Below are 16,148 nucleotides of genomic sequence, written 5' to 3'. Positions count from 1 at the left end.
AGGGCTGCGGGCGCGATGTCGCCCGTGGCCAAACAATGTGAAGGAGTGAGAGAACATGGGTGGTCGTTTCGAGGGCAAAGTCGCCTTCATCACGGGAGCCGCACGAGGACAAGGACGTTCGCACGCGATCCGTCTCGCCGAAGAAGGGGCGGACATCATCGCGGTCGACATCTGTCGGCCGATCGAGAGCGTGACGCCGTTCTATGAGTTGGCGGAGCCCGCCGACCTGGCGGAGACCGTGCGCCTGGTCGAGGGGCTGGACAGGCGAATCGTTGCGCGGGAGGTCGATGTTCGCGACCTCTCGGCGCTCACCGCCGCCCTCGACGAAGGCGTTGCTGCACTGGGTGGATTGGACATCGTTCTGGCCAACGCCGGCATCTTCATCAGTCACGACGCCGACGGCATGCCCGAAGAGGCATGGCGTGACGTCCTGGACATCAACCTGACGGGCGTCTTCTTCACTGCGCACGCGGCCATCCCGCACCTCAAGAAGCAGGGCGGCGGCGTCATCCTGCTGACCAGTTCCACCGCGGGCATGCAGGGTTACGCGAATGCGCCGCACTACACGGCGAGCAAGCACGGGGTGGTCGGGTTGATGAAGAGTCTCGCGCAGGAGCTCGGGCCCTTCGGCATCCGGGTCAACACGGTGCACCCGACCGGTGTGGACACCCCGATGATCCAGAACAAGCGGACCTGGGGATTGTTCTCTCCGGATGACCCGAATCCCACCCGCGACGCCGCCGCCGAGGCGATGAAGGTGACCAACCTGCTTCCGGTTCCGTGGATCGACCCTCGCGACGTGAGCAACCTCGTGGCCTGGCTGGCCTCCGACGAGGCGCGCTACGTGACGGCCTCGCAGTATTCCGTCGATGCGGGCGCGGTGAACAAGCCGTGATCGCGCTCTGACGTTATTGCTGCACAGCACACACGAGCCGTGAGTACGAAGACGAGCCACCTACAGGTGGCTCGTCTTTCGTATATACGGATCGTGTGATTCAGGGCACCAGCGCGGCAGCAACCGTGTCGGCGTGGACGGCGGTGTTCCCGAACAGTAGTTCGCTCGTCTTGGCCCGGCGAAAGTACCTGTGCAGCGGGTGTTCCCAGGTGAAGCCGATGCCGCCGTGGATCTGGACCGACTCCTCGGCCGCAAAGGTTGCGGCCCGCGACGCGAGTACCCGGGCGGTCGCGGCAGCGACGAACAACTCGCCGTCGCTGCGGGTGTCCGCTTCGGCGGCATCGAGCACCGCGGCCTCGGCCAGTTCGATCGCTACGAGCATGTCGGTGAGCCGATGCTTGATCGACTGGAACGATCCGATGGCCCGGCCGAACTGCTGCCGGGTCTTGGCGTAGTCGACGGACATGTCGAGGCAAGCGCGCGCAGCCCCCACCTGTTCGGCGGCGAGCGCCGTGATGGCGATCGCCTGCGCTCTGGCGAGACCTGCCGCGAGGTCGTCTCCGCCCGCGCGGTGGGCTGTCGCCCCCGTGAACTCGATCCGGGCAAGTGGTCTGGTGAAGTCGAGGGACTCGCGCGAGGTGCGCACCACGCCGGCGGCGTCACCGGCGATCACCGCCAATTCCGGGCCGGTGGGCCCTTCGGCGACGACGACGAGCAGGTCAGCGTCTGCTCCGGCGACCACGGTCTCCTGCGCGCCATCGAGAACGAGTGTGTCGCCGTCACCATCGGACGCAGTGACCGAGGTCGTCGCGAACGGGTAGCCGGATACCAGTGCCGCAGTCACGCTGCCATCGGCACTCGTCGGCAGATGCTGCGCTTTGGCAGCCTCCGACCCTGCGTGCAGCAGGGTGAAGCCTGCCAGGATGACGGATGAGAAGTACGGGGCTGCGCCCAGCGATCGACCCAGTTCGGCCATCACCACCGCGGTGTCTTTAAGGGTGAATCCGGCTCCCCCGTAGTTCTCCGGAAACGGGACCTCGGTCAAACCCATCTCCAGCAGAGAACTCCACACGTCGTCGCCGGCTGCGGTGCGTGCGAGTGACGAGCGGAGGCTGGATTCGAGGTCGCGTTGTTCGACCGTCAATTCGAGGGGCATTGCCGAGCTCCTTAACGTGGTTCGCGGGGCAGTCCGAGCCCGCGTTCGCCGATGATGTTCCGCTGGATCTCGTCGGAGCCGCCCGCTATGCGATAGCCGGGTGCGCCCAGTAGATGTTCGGTCCAGGCGAAGGTGTTCGGTTCGCCGGTGTCGGCGAGGATCTTGGGCCCGAGGAACGAGGCTGCGGCGTCGCCGATCCGCTTGAGGTTCTGGGTCCAGACCAGCTTGCCGATCGAACCTTCCACTCCCGGAACGGCTCCCGATTGCTCACGCTCGGCGTAGCGAGCCACCATCAACGCCGATGCGCGCTCGTAGATCACCGCGTCCGCCAATTGCTGTCGTACCAGCGGGTCGTCGGTGATGCCCAGGCTCTTGGCCAGGCGCACCAGATCGGCGCTGTTGCCGCCGGCGCTGACGATTCCGGCACTGGAATTGCGTTCGAATCCGAGCGTGGTGAGGGCGACTTTCCAGCCGTCGCCTTCGGCACCGATGCGCAGCGAATCCGGGAGTTCGACGTCGGTGAGGAACACCTCGTTGAAGGTCGAACCGCCAGAACTCTGCCGAATGGGTCGCACATCGACCCCTGGCGCGTCCATCGGCACCATGAAGGCCGTCATCCCGCGGTGTTTGGCCACGGTGGTATCGGTCCGGGCGATGAGTAGACCCCACTCGGAGAACTGAGCCCCCGAACTCCAGACCTTCTGCCCGTTGATGCGCCAGGTGTCGCCGGACCTCACGGCCTTGGTCGAGAGGCCGGCGAGATCGGATCCTGCACCCGGTTCCGAGAACAGCTGGCAGCACAGGAGATCGGTCCGAAGGAACGGTTCGACGAACTGCTTCTTCTGCTCCTCGGTACCCAATACGTGCAGGGTGGGTGCAACCAATTCGACTGTGACGAGCACGGTCTCGTGACGATCGGGGGTGTTGTACTGACGCTCGAGACCCACGTACACGCGCTCATGGCTGGCCGTCAGGCCTGCGCCACCCCACTCCGGACCCCAGGTGATGGCGCCGAATCCGGCGTCGACCCGGCGCCGCTGCCAATCCCGCGCAGCGTCGATCAGCGCGCGTTCCTCGTCGTGGGTGTGGTTGTGGAAGATCGCGTAATTGGGGTCCGCGGCTACCGTCGCCGTGCTCTCGCGCCGGTCCAGGTGCTCATCGAGCCAGGCAACGCACTTCTCTGAGAACGCGTCCAGGTCGATGACCTGTGCTGCGCCGGAACTGTTCGATCCGGGTGCCGGCGTCATGACTTCTTTCCCTTCGCCATCTCGGCGATCCTGGCCTCGACGGCCTTCTTGGAGTCGGGGTGTTCGGACAGTCTCACGGTGAAGGTCTGTTCGAGTTCGTAGCCACGCTTGAGGTCGACGTCTTCGCACCCGTTCAGCGATTGTTTCGCGAGGGTCAGCGCATAGCGGCTCTTCGCAGCGATGACGCGCGCCCTCGACATCGCGACCTCCAGGACCTCGTCGTGGGGCACCACGTCGATCGGGGCACCCCAGCTGCGTAGGGTGTCGGCGTCGACGGGTTCGGCGGTGAAGAACATGCGGCGCATCGCCTGTTGCGGAAGCATCCTGGCGGTGAACCGGCCCCCACCCAGTACGCCGACTCCCATCTCCGGCAGGCCGAACGTCGCCCGATCGGAGGCGACCACGATGTCGCTGAGCGAGGCCAACGCGAGACCACTGCCGAGAGCGGGACCGTTGATCGCAGCGATGACGGGCAACGCGCAGTCGTACAGCCCGAACAGCGCGCGTCGCACGCTGCGCATCTCGACATCGCCGCTGACCGCATCCATCACCCGGAAATTGCCGAGATCGTTACCAGCGCAGAAGATCCTGCCGCGGCCGGTGAGCACGATGGCACGGATGTCCTGGTTGTCGGACAAGACGTCGAAGACCTCTGCGATCTCGTCGTACATCTGGGTGTCGATCGCGTTCACCTTGCCGCGGGCCAGCTCGACGAGTGCGATACCCGGTTCCGGCTGGGTGACGACGAGGTGTTCGATCCCAGGCGTCTGAACAGTCATTCGGCCCCTATTTCTCATGTGTTGCGGCGAACTTCATCGCCGACATCTGCGGTGGAAGCGCATCCCGGTCGCGGGTCCAGTCGCGCAGCGCAAACTTCTGCACCTTGCCGCTCGCGGTCTTGGGCAGTGAATCGACCACGAAGACGCTCTCCGGGATCTTCTGGACTGCGATCTCTCGGTCGAGCAGGAACGAGTGGACTTCTCCGAGGGTGAGGTCGCGGTGATCGCGGGTCACCACGAACGCACAGCCGCGCTCGCCTGTCCGGGGGTCAGGTCCGGCGACGACGGCGACCTCAACGACAGCCGGGTGTTCGCTGAGCTGATTCTCGACGTCGTGGGCACTGATCTTCTCGCCCGACCGGTTGATGATGTCTTTGATACGACCGACGACGTTGATGCCGCCGCTGCTGTCGAACCGCCCCAGATCGCCGGTACGAAAGAACCCATCTGGTGTGAAAGCTTCGGTGTTGAGTGAGGATTCGAGGTAGCCGAGGAAGGTGTCGGGACCGCGCCACATGATCTCACCGACGTCGCCGGTCTGCGCGAGGCCGCCTTTGCCGTCGGACACCAGGAGTTCGGTCGGGCCGATCGGCCGCCCGTCGGTGTTGATCCGGAGATAGAGCGGATCCCAACGATCGGCGGTACTGACCGACGGGCCCTCGGTGGCGCCGTACATCCGTACCACCGTTCCGAGTCGCTCGGTGGCTGCAGCGGTGAGCGCGTCCGGGATGTCGGCACCGCCGCAGACGATGTACCGGATCGAGGGCGTAGGTGTGCCGGTCGATTCGGCGACGTCGAGCAGCCCACGAAGAAACGGCGTGGAGAAGATCATGAAGCTGCCGCGTTCGTCGACGATGCGTTGCAGGGCGACCGCGGGATCCCACACATCCTGCAGGACAACGGGTGCGCCGAGCAGAAAGGGGAGGATCAACGCGCAGTTGATACCGGTGACGTGGGTGACCGGCGAAGGGTTGAAGATCACGTCGGTCTCGTTGAGGCCGAACCAGTCGATCATCGAGTGGTTTTCGTAGACCAGTGTGTTGTGGCTGTGCAGCGCCCCTTTGGGGTCGGCGGTGGTGCCCGAGGTGTAGAGCAGTAGGCAGACGTCATCGGCGACCGGAGGGGCGATGGCCCGGGCCTTGCTGATCATCGGGGTCGTGACGGAGCTCATGAGATCTGTCCAGGTGACCGCAAGACTGCCGGCACCGGAGGCGTCCCCGAGCGAGATGATCCATTCGAGGTCCGGGAGGTCAGCGGCGAGGCCTCGGTACATCTCGCCCACATCGACGCCCCGCAGCTCGGCCGGGATGAACACGACCTTGGCCCGCGCCTGACCGAGGATGAAGCGTAGTTCGCGGGACCGGTAGATGGGCACGATGGGGTTGGCGACGGCACCGATCTTCATCACGGCCTGGAAGACGATGACCGCTTCTGCGCAGTTGGGAAGCTGAAAGGAGACCACGTCGTCCGCGGTGACCCCGCGGGCCTGCAGTGCGGCCGCCAACCGGGTTGCCTGGAGGTCGACCTCGGCGAAGGTCAGCCTGCGGTCGCCGTCGATCACCGCTGTTGCCATGGGATAGCGCTGGGCCGCGCGGGCGAGAAAATGGCCGATCGGTTGGTCTCTCCAGTGCCCACCAGCGCGAAACGACTGTGCAAGTTCGGCATTCGGTAGCCGTGTTGGCAACATGGCTACCTCCTGCGCTGCGTTACGTACTTTTCTGACACCGGCTACAGTATCTAATCTCGCTAACTATGTACAGACTTGACCCACATCACAGTTCGGATGGGTACTGTTGGGCGCAATGCCGGAACGCTGAAAGTGTTGTCAGCGTACGAGCCGGATGCGCTGACAGCCACGCAGCGCCAGCTGATCGCCATGGGGGAGAGATGACCGCTGAAGACACCGTAGGGCCGAAGGTCCGCGGGCAGAAAATGTCCGCAAAGATCGCGAACATCATCGCGGATCAGATCCTCACCGGCGGCATCGTGGTCGGTCAGCGGCTGCCGACCGAAAAAGAGATGGTGGCCGAGCACGGGGTAGCCCGCACGACGGTCCGAGAGGCTCTGCGTCTGCTCGAGAGCCGGGACCTGGTCACGATCAAGTCCGGTATCGGTGGCGGCCCGGTCGCCAAGCGGCCCGAGCTCGAATCTCTCGGGAACACCATGAAGCTGTTCCTGCAGATCGACAGCGCCAACATCAGTGACGTGATCGATGTCCGGCTGATGCTCGAGCCCATCGTGGCCCGCGCCGCCGCGGCGAACGTGACCGACGAGCAGATCGAGGTCATGCAGACCGCACTCGACAGGATGCGCGAAGATCCAGGCGACTACGCGAACTTCCAGGAGAACAATGCGGTCTTCCAGCGCTGTGTGTACGAGGCAGCCGGTAATCCGGCACTGAAGATCGTCATGGAGACGCTGTGGTTGCTGGTGCGTGATGCCGAACCGAACGAGCATCCGATGGCCACCAGACTTGCCGCGGTCGAGATGCAGCAGGACGTCCTCGACGCGATGCGTGCGCGGGACACCGAGTCGACCGCGAAGACGATGAGCGCGTTCAACGAGGAGTCGGCGAAGTACTACCGCAGGCGGTTGGCCGACATCATCTCGCAGCCGGTGCACTGGCAGATGTAGGGCCTGGGCCCGGAAAAAACTCAGCCATCGGGAACATTCGCCGGTGCGTGGCTCTCCTATCCCTGAAAGCCCACACACCAGCGAGGAGAACATCATGGCCACCGAGTACTACGACACCAACGCCGACGGAATCGTCGACACGGCACTCACCGACACCGATGGTGACGGCATCGCGAACTACGAGGAGTACGACACCGACGGCGACGGCATGGCCGACGAGATGCACGAGGACGCCAACAACGACGGCTACATCGACACGGTGCACGTCGACACCGACGGCGACGGCTACTACGACACCACCGTCGTCGGCTGATCCGCCGCGGAACTTCCCGACTCACACGGGCGAAGACCCACCGACATCCGGTGGGTCTTCGCCCGTGATCGTGCTCGTCGATCTCCGGCCCGAACAGCCGAAACCATCTAAACTGCTGTCTGATCGAACAAACACCGGGGTCACCCGCTCGTGGTCGCCGCCGCGAGCCGTGCGCGAGGAGAGACGACGTGCCCGTTCGCCGCCAGGGGAGATCGCGTCCTTTCCGTTCGACGAGTGTGCGTGCGCTGGTGGCGACGGCTCTGGCCGCGCTGGTGATGGTGATGGGTTGCGCTCCTGCGACCAGTGCGCCGGACCCCAAACTCCCCCTTGCGCTGATCTACAACGGTCCTCAAGGGTGCGACGACTGCGCGCCCTCCATCGCGACGCTGCTGCGCAATGCGCCGCACGCGTTCCGGACCAAGTATGTGGGTCCCGGCACCGGCACCCCTCTCACCGCGGCCACTCTGGCCACCGCGTCGCTGTATGTGCAACCCGGGGGAGGCCAGGATCTGGAGTCCAGTTGGGACGACCTCAAGGGAGTGGCCGACGACCTGCGCGCGTGGATCAGCGGCGGAGGTAGCTATCTCGGCGTGTGCTTCGGAGGCTATCTGGCGGGAGCTGATCCCGGTTTCGACCTGCTGCCCGCCGCGGTGGGCGGGTACACCGACACCGTCGGCGCCACCGTGCACAACGACCGGGACACCGTCGTCGACGTCACCTACCGCGGACAGAAGCGGCACATGTACTTCCAGGACGGTCCCGCATTCACAGTGAAGCCGAACTCGAATGCCGAAGTCCTGGCGACCTACCCCAACGGGATCGCCGCAATCATGGTCGCGCCCTACGGGAAAGGCAAGGTCGGGGTCAGCGGCCCACACCCCGAAGCCGACCAGTCGTGGTACGACGAAGCCGATCTCGAGAATCCGGACGGAATACGGACCGATATCGCCTACGAGCTCATCGAGAAGACCACCGGCCGCTAGGTGGAGCGCGCTCACCCCATCTTGGTGAACGTCCCCAGCCCGTTGTCGTCGAAGTACTCCAGCACCACGGTGTTTCCGTCGAAGGTCGCCTGCGACACCGTGCCCGGGTTCGGCATCTCACCGGTCGGTATGAAGGTCCAGGTGTCGCCGCTCCACGGCGAGAGCGGGTACTGCACCCGATCCGGGCCGATGGTCAGTTGCAGGTTGCCGTCGGGCATCGCTGCCACGGTCGCCTCGCCCCAGTACGGGTTGGCGTAGGTGCCGACGTACTGCGGTAGCGGTCCGGCAGGCGCGGCGTCGGCGGGACGTTGCTTGCCTGCGAGTTCACCCTCTGCGGGTTCGGCGGTGAGCTGTGCGTAGGCCGCGACCCAGTCGCGGGTGATTTCTCCGTACTGGACGAGGTCGACGAACTCGGCGGTCAGCGCCTCGACGGCACCGATCGGTCCGGCGTTGCTCAGGGCGACGATGCCGACGTTCAGGGACGGGATCATCACGTAGTTGGTCGCCGCACCCAGGTTGAATGCGCCGGAGTGGCTGTTGATCACGCGTCCGGACGACGTCGTGCTCACGTTCACGCCGAAGCCCGACGTACCCGAGCGGAACTCGGTGTTCTGTCCCGGTCCGTTGACGAACTCGCTGGTGAATGCAGCGACGAGCGGCTCCTTCTCGACCAGGGGCTGACCATTGTGTTCGCCACCGGCGAGGACCAGGTTCATCCACTTCGCCAGGTCGTTGACCGTCGACGAGACGCCGCCGGCGGGGGCCTGGGCGTCGGGATCCCGCTGGAACCTGGGCTCATACTTCTCGCCGACCAGGGTGTGCGGGATCGCACGGTCGGTGTGCCCCAGATAATCGGCGAAGCGAGAACTGGTGTTGGTCATGCCGAGCGGGCCGTACAGCGAGTTCTGGCTCAGGGTCGCCCAGTCGGTTCCGGCTGCGGCCGAGACGGATTCGGCGGCCGCGGTGATGCCGAAGTTGGTGTAGTTGTCGTGAACCCGGAAGTTGGCGACCTCGATGGGTTCCTGCGCCAGCTTGTTCAGGATCTCTTGTCGCCCATAGCCGAGGTCTTCGAGGATGTCTCCTGCGTGCAGCGGCAACCCCGACCGGTGCGTGTACATGTCGGCAATGGTCACGTGATCGCTGATCCACGGATCGCTCATGGTGAACGACGGAAGGTTCTGGCGGACAGGGGTCTCCCACTCGACGACACCCTTGCCGACCTGCTCGGCGATGACCGTTGCACCCACCGACTTCGAGAGCGACGCGATCTGGAACACGGTGTCGGCGTCGACCCTGTCGTCCTTGCCGACCTCTTTGACCCCGAAACCTTCGGCGAAAGCCACCTCACCGTTGTGCACGACCGCGACCGCGAGGCCGGGGATCTTGGTCTTCGAGAGGATGCCGTCGGCGAGCTCGGGTACCCGGTCGATCGCGTCCTTGATCTGCGCGTCGCTCACCGCCACCGCCGAATCGGCAGGCGGCGGCCCGGAGAAGTCGCCCTGGGGGGCTGCTGATTCGTTGTCGTCTCCGCATGCCGACACGACGAGAACAGCCGCCAGCGCCGTGATGGCGACCTTGAGGCGGCGAGAGTTGATCGAACTGGTCATAGGCGACATTCTTGGTCATCGCTGCGCAATTCGCACGGGAAATGCCAAGAGCCGCACACCCTTTACAGGTGCGCGGCTCTCGGGTAAAGCTCGATCGGATCAGATCAGGCGTCTGCTCCCACAATGAAGGCCTCGAGCTGGGTGCGCGCGACATCGTCGGCGAGCTGCTCGGGCGGGCTCTTCATCAGGTAGGCCGAAGCGGGGAGGATGGGTCCGCCGATGCCGCGGTCCTTGGCGATCTTGGCTGCACGCACGGCGTCGATGATGATGCCGGCCGAGTTGGGGGAGTCCCAGACCTCGAGCTTGTACTCGAGGCTCAGCGGCACGTCACCGAAGGCACGGCCTTCGAGGCGGACGTAGGCCCACTTGCGGTCGTCGAGCCACGCGACGTGGTCCGAGGGGCCGATGTGGACGTTCTTGTCGTCGATCTTGCCCGACAGCGAACCGGTCAGGTTGGAGGTCACGGCCTGGGTCTTCGAGACCTTCTTGGACTCCAGACGCTCGCGCTCGAGCATGTTCTTGAAGTCCATGTTGCCGCCGACGTTCAGCTGGTAGGTGCGGTCCAGGGTGACGCCGCGGTCCTCGAACAGCTTCGCCATGACGCGGTGGGTGATGGTGGCACCGACCTGGCTCTTGATGTCGTCTCCGACGATCGGCACGCCGGCGTCGGCGAACTTCTTGGCCCACACGGGGTCGCTCGCGATGAAGACCGGGAGAGCGTTGACGAACGCGACGTTCGCGTCGATGGCGCACTGTGCGTAGAACTTGTCGGCCTGCTCGGATCCGACGGGCAGGTACGACACGAGGACGTCGACCTTGGCGTCCTTCAGGGTCTGGACGACGTCGGCGCCCTCGCCGTCGGCCTCGGTGATGGTCTCGCGGTAGTACTTGCCGAGTCCGTCGAGGGTGTGTCCGCGCTGGACGGTGACACCGGTCGGCGGCACGTCGGCGATCTTGATGGTGTTGTTCTCGCTGGAGAAGATGGCGTCCGAGAGATCGAATCCGACCTTCTTGGCATCCACGTCGAACGCGGCGACGAACTGCACGTCGCGAACGTGGTACTGGCCGAACTTCACGTGCATGAGGCCGGGAACGACTGCGTTCTCATCGGCATCCTGGTAGTACTGCACGCCCTGGACCAGGGATGAGGCGCAGTTTCCCACGCCAACAATCGCCACGCGAACTGAATTGGTGTTGTCACCCATGGTCGGGTTCCCCTTCTTTGTGTGGTGTAACTGAGGTTGTTTCTGGTTCTGCGTGGACCGTCTCGGTGGGAAGCGGGCCGGGGTTACGCGACGCTGCTGTCGGGTCCTCGACTCGCTCCGATCCCTCGGCGGCGATGAGCTCGTTGAGCCAGCGGACTTCACGTTCGCTGGATTCGAGACTCAGTTGATGGAGCTGCTTCGTGTAGCGATCCACTGTGCGGTTGGAGCGTCCGACGGCCTCACGAAGACCTTCGCGACGTTCCTCCACCTGCCGGCGGCGACCCTCGAGAATGCGCATCCGCGCCTCCGCGGGGGTCCGGCTGAAGAATGCGAGGTGCACTCCGAAGCCGTCGTCGGTGTAGTTCTGAGGACCCGTGTCGGCGACCAGTTCAGCGAACCGCTCGCGTCCCTTGGGAGTGAGCGCATAGACGCGACGTGCGCGTCGTTTGAGCGTTCCCTGTGGGCCGGCATCCTCAGCGATCAATCCGTCGGCCTGCATACGGCGCAGCGACGGGTACAGCGATCCATACGAAAACGCTCGGAATGCCCCGAGAAGACCGGTGAGCCGCTTGCGCAACTCGTAGCCGTGCATCGGGGACTCGAGGAGCAAACCGAGTACTGCGAGTTCGAGCATCGGGATGACACCTCCATTCAACGTGTTGCAGAAACCTGTGTGCTAAACAGTACACCCGAATGTATCGCGCCGATATAACCGGGTGGGAAACTGCGTCTGAACTGGGGCGATCCGAGCGGTATCGGCCAGAAAGCGTCCAGATGTCCTCCGCTGACCGTGCGGAACGGCCTGAGGCGTGCGGTGTTGATGCCGGTGGCGGGGTCGGTGTTCGGACCGGGCCCCTGCGACAACCGCAGACGACCGCCGAGTGGTGGCACGTACTCTTGACGAGTGCGATTGCAGCGACAGGTGGTGGACTACGCGTTACAGCGCAAGTCTCGGCTGGCCGAGGTGTACTCCGGACGTACCGGGGTCGCCGAGGTCTGCGATGCCAGCCCCTATCTGCTGCGAGCGGCCAAGTTTCACGGCCGACCCTCCGCGACTCGGTGCCCGATCTGCAGAAAAGAGCAGGTCACCATCGTGTCGTGGGTGTTCGGCGAGAAGCTCGGACAGGTTTCGGGATCAGCCCGGACGACCGAGGAGATCCTGCGCCTGGCAGTGAGCCAGGAGGAGTTCTCGGTACATGTGGTGGAGGTGTGCCGGACATGTAGCTGGAACCATTTGGTCCAGTCGTACGTATCTGGATTGCCGCCACGGCCACGAGTGCGACGCAGTCGCAAGGTGGCCGGTGGACGCGTGGCAAACAATTCAGCCGGTGGTGGTTCATCGCAAGTGGACACTGCCGGTGGCCCAGAAGTACTGGGCAACGAAGGTATGGAGAAGTATCTGTGAACAGCGGCCCTGACGGACCGAACAGGTCCACTTGGACCTCGGAGCACGACGGCGGGCGTCCCGCGTCGACTGGCCGGACCCCGGCGCAGAAGAAGCGACGTCTGCACAAGGTCATCGCCTGGATCGTCGGACTCGGTGGCGCGTTGCTGCCGGGGTTCGTCCTGGTGATGGCGGCAGTGTTCCTGTTCACCTACGCCGATCTGTCCGTGCCCGCACCCGGCGACATCAAGCAGAGCCAGATCGCGACGGTCGTCGATTCCCGCGGTGGCGAGATCGCCAAGATCGTGCCGCCCGAGGGCAACCGCACCGACGTCCCGATCGAAGAGATCCCGCTCGTCCTGCAACAGGCGGTCATCGCCGCAGAAGACCGCGAGTTCGAGGAGAACGCCGGGTTCTCGATCAGCGGTTACGGTCGCGCAGCGCTCGGCAAGATCACCGGCCGCGAAGACGCCGGCGGCGGCTCGACGATCACCCAGCAGTACGTCAAGAACGTGCTGACCGGTGACGAGGCCAGTTACCAGCGCAAGTTCCGCGAGCTCGCGATCTCCACGAAGATGGCCAACGAATGGTCGAAGCAGGACATCCTCGCCGCCTACCTCAACACCATCTACTTCGGTCGCGGCGCCTACGGCGTCTCGGCGGCGTCGAAGGCGTACTTCAACAAGGACATCCGCGACATCACCCTGCCCGAAGCCGCGGTCCTGGCGAGTTCGATCCGGTCCCCGTCGTACTACGATCCCGCGACGAATCTGCAGGCAGCCGAGGGCCGTTGGAATTATGTCCTCGACGGAATGGTGACCACCGGGGCCATCACCGAGGAAGACCGTCTCGCGCAGCAGTACCCGAAGGTCGTCGAGCAGCAGGCCGAGACGGGTGACCCGGCGAGCAACGGCCCCAACGGCCTGATCAAGCGGCAGGTACTGGCCGAGCTGGGTACGCTCAACATCTCCGAGGAGGAGATCCGTACCGGCGGGCTTCGGGTCACCACGACGATCGATCCGCAGGTGCAGAACGCCAACGTCAGCAGCGCCAACGACTTACGCGAAGGCGAACCCAACGACATCCGAACGGCAGTGGTGTCGATCGATCCACGCACCGGTGGGGTCAAGGGCTACTTCGGCGGAAACGACGGCAACGGTTACGACTACGCCCAGGCCGACCTGCAGACCGGGTCCTCGTTCAAGGTCTTCGCGCTCGTGGCCGCCCTCGAGCAAGGTATCCCGCTGTCCAAGAACTACAGCTCGGCGCCCTTCGAGGGCGCGGGCGGATTCACCGTCAACAACTCCGACGGCGAATCGTGCGGCAGCTGCAACCTGGCCACCGCGATGAAGATGTCGCTGAACACCGTCTACTACCGGTTGATGATGGACCTCAACGGCGGACCCAACGCTGTCGCGGAAGCGGCCCACCGCGCGGGCATCCCCGAGGTCTCCAGCAATGGGGTCAAGACCCTGCAGAACCCGGACGGCGGCGTCGAGGGTGGCGTGGTTCTCGGACAGTACGATTCGCGGGTCATCGACATGGCCTCGGCGTACGGCACCCTCGCCGCGTCGGGCATGTTCCATTCCCCCCACTTCGTGCAGAAGGTGGAGAACTCCAAGGGTGAGGTGCTGTACGAGCGCACCGAAAACCAGGGTGAGCGCCGGCTCCCCGCCGAGGTCGCCGACAACACCACCGCGGCACTGGAACCGATCGCGGCGTACTCCAACGGCAACGCACTTGATGGCGGCGAACGCCCGTCGGCATCCAAGACCGGAACCACCCAGCTCGGGGACACCGGCCTCAACAAGGATGCCTGGATGGTCGGTTACACCCCGCAGCTGTCGACGGCGGTGTGGGTCGGTACCGACAAGGGTGGTGCGCTGAAGAACTACAGCGGCGCAACCATCTACGGATCGGGACTGCCCGCCCAGATCTGGCGCACCGCCATGAACCGTGCGCTCGATGGCCAGCCAATCGAGAACTTCCCGGAGCCCACGGAGATCGGTGGGGTCGCAGGCGTGCCCTACGAGCCGCCGCCCGAGACCTACACGACAACCCGCAGCAGGCCGCCGACCACGACGACGGCCCCGCCGACCACGACCACCCAGCCGGGGGTGACCCTTGCGCCGGGCGTGGTGATACCGCTGCCGGGGCAGGCGAACCCGGATCCCGACACAGAGACGGAGACGGCACCGACCCTGCCTCCCGAAGAGGGCGGCCCGGGCCGCGGTAGCCCGTAGGCGACGGTTCGTGACGACTGAGGGGGACTCGGAGAGCGGAGTCGGGGCCCGGGATGATGATGTGCGCGCCGAGCAGTCGCTGACGACCGATTCGCTCGACCTGTTCGAGTCGCCGACGGAGTTCGCTCCCGATCGGCGCGAGGCGAGCACCCGAATCCTGCCGAGTCGCAGCGATGCCATCGTGGCTCCGGGCAGCATGGTGATCGGTGGCCCCGTCGGCTTGCACGCAGTCGTGGGCCGCAGTCCCGGCTGGACGCCGATCCGGGTGATCCTGCTGATCGCCCTGGTGTTTTTGGCCCTCGGGTGGTTCGCGAAAGCCGGGTGTCTGCAACAGGCTCCGGACAAGACCACCAAGGTCCTGGGTCTGGACTGGGACAACCACCGCCAGTACACGGCGATGTGTTACGCCGACACCATCCCTCTCTACGGTGCCGAGAAACTCAACAAGGGTGCACTGCCGTACAAGTCGTCCTGGTTCCAGGACGACGGAAACGGCGGCCAGGAGCAGCGGTTCATGGAGTACCCGGTGGCGACGGGCATGTTCATGTACGCCGCGGCGCAAACCGCGCAGGGGTGGGAGTGGGCGCACGAGAACTGGGGCGTGCCTGCGGCTCTCGACGTGGTGCTGTTCTTCAACCTGGTCGCGCTGGGTCTCGCGCTGTGCTGGCTAGTCACCATCTGGGCCACCGCGCTGACCGCGCAGCGCCGCGTGTGGGCCGCAGCCCTGGCCGCCGCATCGCCGTTGGTGATCGTGCACATCTTCACGAACTTCGACGCCATCGCCACCGCCGCGCTGGCCGTGGCCATGTTGGCGTGGTCGCGTCGAAACCCCTGGCTCACCGGACTTTTCCTGGGGATCGGGATGGCTGCAAAGCTGTATCCCGGGCTGTTGCTGATCCCTCTGCTCATCCTGTGCCTGCGGGCTGGCAAGGTTCGCGACTTCGGGATCACCGCGGTGATGACCGCCGCGACCTGGCTGGTGATCAACTTGCCGATCATGGTGCTGTATCCGCGCGGCTGGTCAGAGTTCTTCCGCTACAACTCAGAACGTGGAACCGACCCCGACACCCTCTTCAACGTCATCTCGGCGGTCTCCGGGTATCAGTGGGGCAATCAGCCGGGGCAAGCGCCGTCGTTGCTCAACGCGATCAGCATGGCCTTGTTCATCCTGATCTGCCTCGTGGTGGCGTTCATAGGGTTTCACGCTCCCATGCGTCCGCGACTGGCGCAGCTCATGTTCTTGACCGTCGCCGGATTCTTGCTCGTCAACAAGGTGTGGAGCCCGCAGTACTCGCTGTGGCTGGTGCCGTTGGCGGTGCTCGCGTTACCTCACACCCGGATCTTGCTGGCCTGGATGGTGATCGATTCACTCGTATGGGTGCCGCGGATGATGTGGTACCTGTTCCAGGAAACCGGTGACGGGCTGCCCGAGCAGTGGTTCCTCACGGCCGTGGTGATCCGCGACATCGCCGTGATCGCGCTGTGCGCGTTGGTCATCTGGCAGATCTATCATCCGACCGAGGACCTGGTTCGCCGTGGGCACGGGTGGCGGCGACTGTCTGCCGACGACCCCGGCGGCGGCGTTCTGGATCTCGCACCCGATCGGATGCCGTGGCCGCGCCGCACACCCACGGTCCGCCACCGCGACGACGACCCGGCGACGGGTCCGCTACTTGTCGAGGACTCCGAGCCCCGGACCTGA

At 65.0% G+C, this 16,148-nt stretch carries 14 protein-coding genes; 7 read left to right on the top strand and 7 right to left on the bottom strand.

All coding sequences use genetic code 11. From position 1 onward, the window contains the following. Positions 1-55: 55 nt before the first annotated feature. A complete protein-coding gene (locus BH683_RS18645; RefSeq protein ID WP_084837779.1) occupies positions 56-895 on the top strand; it encodes a mycofactocin-coupled SDR family oxidoreductase in 840 nt (279 codons plus the stop codon). 100 nt (positions 896-995) lie between these two features. Here BH683_RS18645 and BH683_RS18640 read toward each other — a convergent pair whose 3' ends face one another. From BH683_RS18640 to BH683_RS18625, 4 genes are read right to left on the bottom strand one after another with little or no spacing between them, the layout of a single operon-like run. Further along, positions 996-2,051, bottom strand: a complete 1,056-nt coding sequence (locus BH683_RS18640) for an acyl-CoA dehydrogenase family protein (protein ID WP_084837778.1) — start codon at positions 2,049-2,051, stop codon at positions 996-998. An 11-nt stretch (positions 2,052-2,062) separates the two neighbouring features. Continuing rightward, complete coding sequence (locus BH683_RS18635; RefSeq protein ID WP_084837777.1) at positions 2,063-3,298, bottom strand: acyl-CoA dehydrogenase family protein; 1,236 nt, start codon at positions 3,296-3,298, stop codon at positions 2,063-2,065. After that, on the bottom strand, positions 3,295-4,077 hold the full coding sequence (locus tag BH683_RS18630) for an enoyl-CoA hydratase-related protein (RefSeq protein WP_084837776.1): 783 nt from the start codon (positions 4,075-4,077) through the stop codon (positions 3,295-3,297). The genes BH683_RS18635 and BH683_RS18630 overlap by 4 nt, the downstream gene beginning before the upstream one ends. A 7-nt stretch (positions 4,078-4,084) precedes the next feature. Next, positions 4,085-5,764 (bottom strand): AMP-binding protein, encoded by a 1,680-nt coding sequence (locus tag BH683_RS18625; protein WP_084837775.1) that lies wholly within the window; start codon positions 5,762-5,764, stop codon positions 4,085-4,087. 200 nt (positions 5,765-5,964) lie between these two features. Here BH683_RS18625 and BH683_RS18620 point away from each other — a divergent pair, with 200 nt between their 5' ends. The 3 genes from BH683_RS18620 to BH683_RS18610 all read left to right on the top strand — a co-directional run bounded on the left by BH683_RS18620 (position 5,965) and on the right by BH683_RS18610 (position 8,007). Next, positions 5,965-6,711: an FCD domain-containing protein gene (locus BH683_RS18620; RefSeq protein ID WP_084837774.1), complete on the top strand. Its 747-nt coding sequence runs from the start codon at positions 5,965-5,967 to the stop codon at positions 6,709-6,711. A 94-nt stretch (positions 6,712-6,805) separates the two neighbouring features. Beyond that, positions 6,806-7,024 carry a hypothetical protein gene (locus BH683_RS18615; protein ID WP_084837773.1) on the top strand — a complete coding sequence of 73 codons (219 nt, stop codon included), beginning with the start codon at positions 6,806-6,808 and terminating at the stop codon, positions 7,022-7,024. 188 nt (positions 7,025-7,212) lie between these two features. Next, on the top strand, positions 7,213-8,007 hold the full coding sequence (locus tag BH683_RS18610) for a BPL-N domain-containing protein (protein ID WP_246833456.1): 795 nt from the start codon (positions 7,213-7,215) through the stop codon (positions 8,005-8,007). An 11-nt stretch (positions 8,008-8,018) separates the two neighbouring features. Here the strand turns inward: BH683_RS18610 and BH683_RS18605 are convergent, their stop codons facing one another. From BH683_RS18605 to BH683_RS18595, 3 genes are all read right to left on the bottom strand, one after another. Next, positions 8,019-9,614 (bottom strand): serine hydrolase, encoded by a 1,596-nt coding sequence (locus BH683_RS18605; RefSeq protein ID WP_084837772.1) that lies wholly within the window; start codon positions 9,612-9,614, stop codon positions 8,019-8,021. A 104-nt stretch (positions 9,615-9,718) separates the two neighbouring features. Continuing rightward, positions 9,719-10,819 carry an inositol-3-phosphate synthase gene (locus tag BH683_RS18600; RefSeq protein ID WP_084837771.1) on the bottom strand — a complete coding sequence of 367 codons (1,101 nt, stop codon included), beginning with the start codon at positions 10,817-10,819 and terminating at the stop codon, positions 9,719-9,721. Continuing rightward, complete coding sequence (locus BH683_RS18595; protein ID WP_084837770.1) at positions 10,812-11,453, bottom strand: PadR family transcriptional regulator; 642 nt, start codon at positions 11,451-11,453, stop codon at positions 10,812-10,814. The genes BH683_RS18600 and BH683_RS18595 overlap by 8 nt, the downstream gene beginning before the upstream one ends. Positions 11,454-11,723: 270 nt before the next feature. Between BH683_RS18595 and BH683_RS18590 the strand changes: the two genes are divergently transcribed. The 3 genes from BH683_RS18590 (at position 11,724) to BH683_RS18580 (ending at position 16,148) form a co-directional block, all read left to right on the top strand. Beyond that, positions 11,724-12,224, top strand: coding sequence for a DUF5318 family protein (locus BH683_RS18590; RefSeq protein ID WP_094647576.1), 501 nt, complete (start codon positions 11,724-11,726; stop codon positions 12,222-12,224). Between the two features lie 167 nt (positions 12,225-12,391). Next, a complete protein-coding gene (locus tag BH683_RS18585; protein WP_094647592.1) occupies positions 12,392-14,446 on the top strand; it encodes a transglycosylase domain-containing protein in 2,055 nt (684 codons plus the stop codon). A gap of 100 nt (positions 14,447-14,546) precedes the next feature. Beyond that, positions 14,547-16,148, top strand: a complete 1,602-nt coding sequence (locus BH683_RS18580; protein WP_246833478.1) for a glycosyltransferase 87 family protein — start codon at positions 14,547-14,549, stop codon at positions 16,146-16,148.

The sequence above is a fragment of the Williamsia sp. 1138 genome (assembly GCF_002095435.2).
GTDB lineage: Bacteria > Actinomycetota > Actinomycetes > Mycobacteriales > Mycobacteriaceae > Williamsia.
This window is presented reverse-complemented; position numbering and strand designations above follow the sequence as displayed.

Coding starts and splice junctions, on each gene's coding strand:
- BH683_RS18645 (WP_084837779.1), top strand. CDS start 56: ATGGGTGGTCGTTTCGAGGGCAAAGTCGCCTTCATCACGGGAGCCGCA.
- BH683_RS18640 (WP_084837778.1), bottom strand. CDS start 2,051: ATGCCCCTCGAATTGACGGTCGAACAACGCGACCTCGAATCCAGCCTC.
- BH683_RS18635 (WP_084837777.1), bottom strand. CDS start 3,298: ATGACGCCGGCACCCGGATCGAACAGTTCCGGCGCAGCACAGGTCATC.
- BH683_RS18630 (WP_084837776.1), bottom strand. CDS start 4,077: ATGACTGTTCAGACGCCTGGGATCGAACACCTCGTCGTCACCCAGCCG.
- BH683_RS18625 (WP_084837775.1), bottom strand. CDS start 5,764: ATGTTGCCAACACGGCTACCGAATGCCGAACTTGCACAGTCGTTTCGC.
- BH683_RS18620 (WP_084837774.1), top strand. CDS start 5,965: ATGACCGCTGAAGACACCGTAGGGCCGAAGGTCCGCGGGCAGAAAATG.
- BH683_RS18615 (WP_084837773.1), top strand. CDS start 6,806: ATGGCCACCGAGTACTACGACACCAACGCCGACGGAATCGTCGACACG.
- BH683_RS18605 (WP_084837772.1), bottom strand. CDS start 9,614: ATGACCAGTTCGATCAACTCTCGCCGCCTCAAGGTCGCCATCACGGCG.
- BH683_RS18600 (WP_084837771.1), bottom strand. CDS start 10,819: ATGGGTGACAACACCAATTCAGTTCGCGTGGCGATTGTTGGCGTGGGA.
- BH683_RS18595 (WP_084837770.1), bottom strand. CDS start 11,453: ATGCTCGAACTCGCAGTACTCGGTTTGCTCCTCGAGTCCCCGATGCAC.
- BH683_RS18585 (WP_094647592.1), top strand. CDS start 12,392: ATGGCGGCAGTGTTCCTGTTCACCTACGCCGATCTGTCCGTGCCCGCA.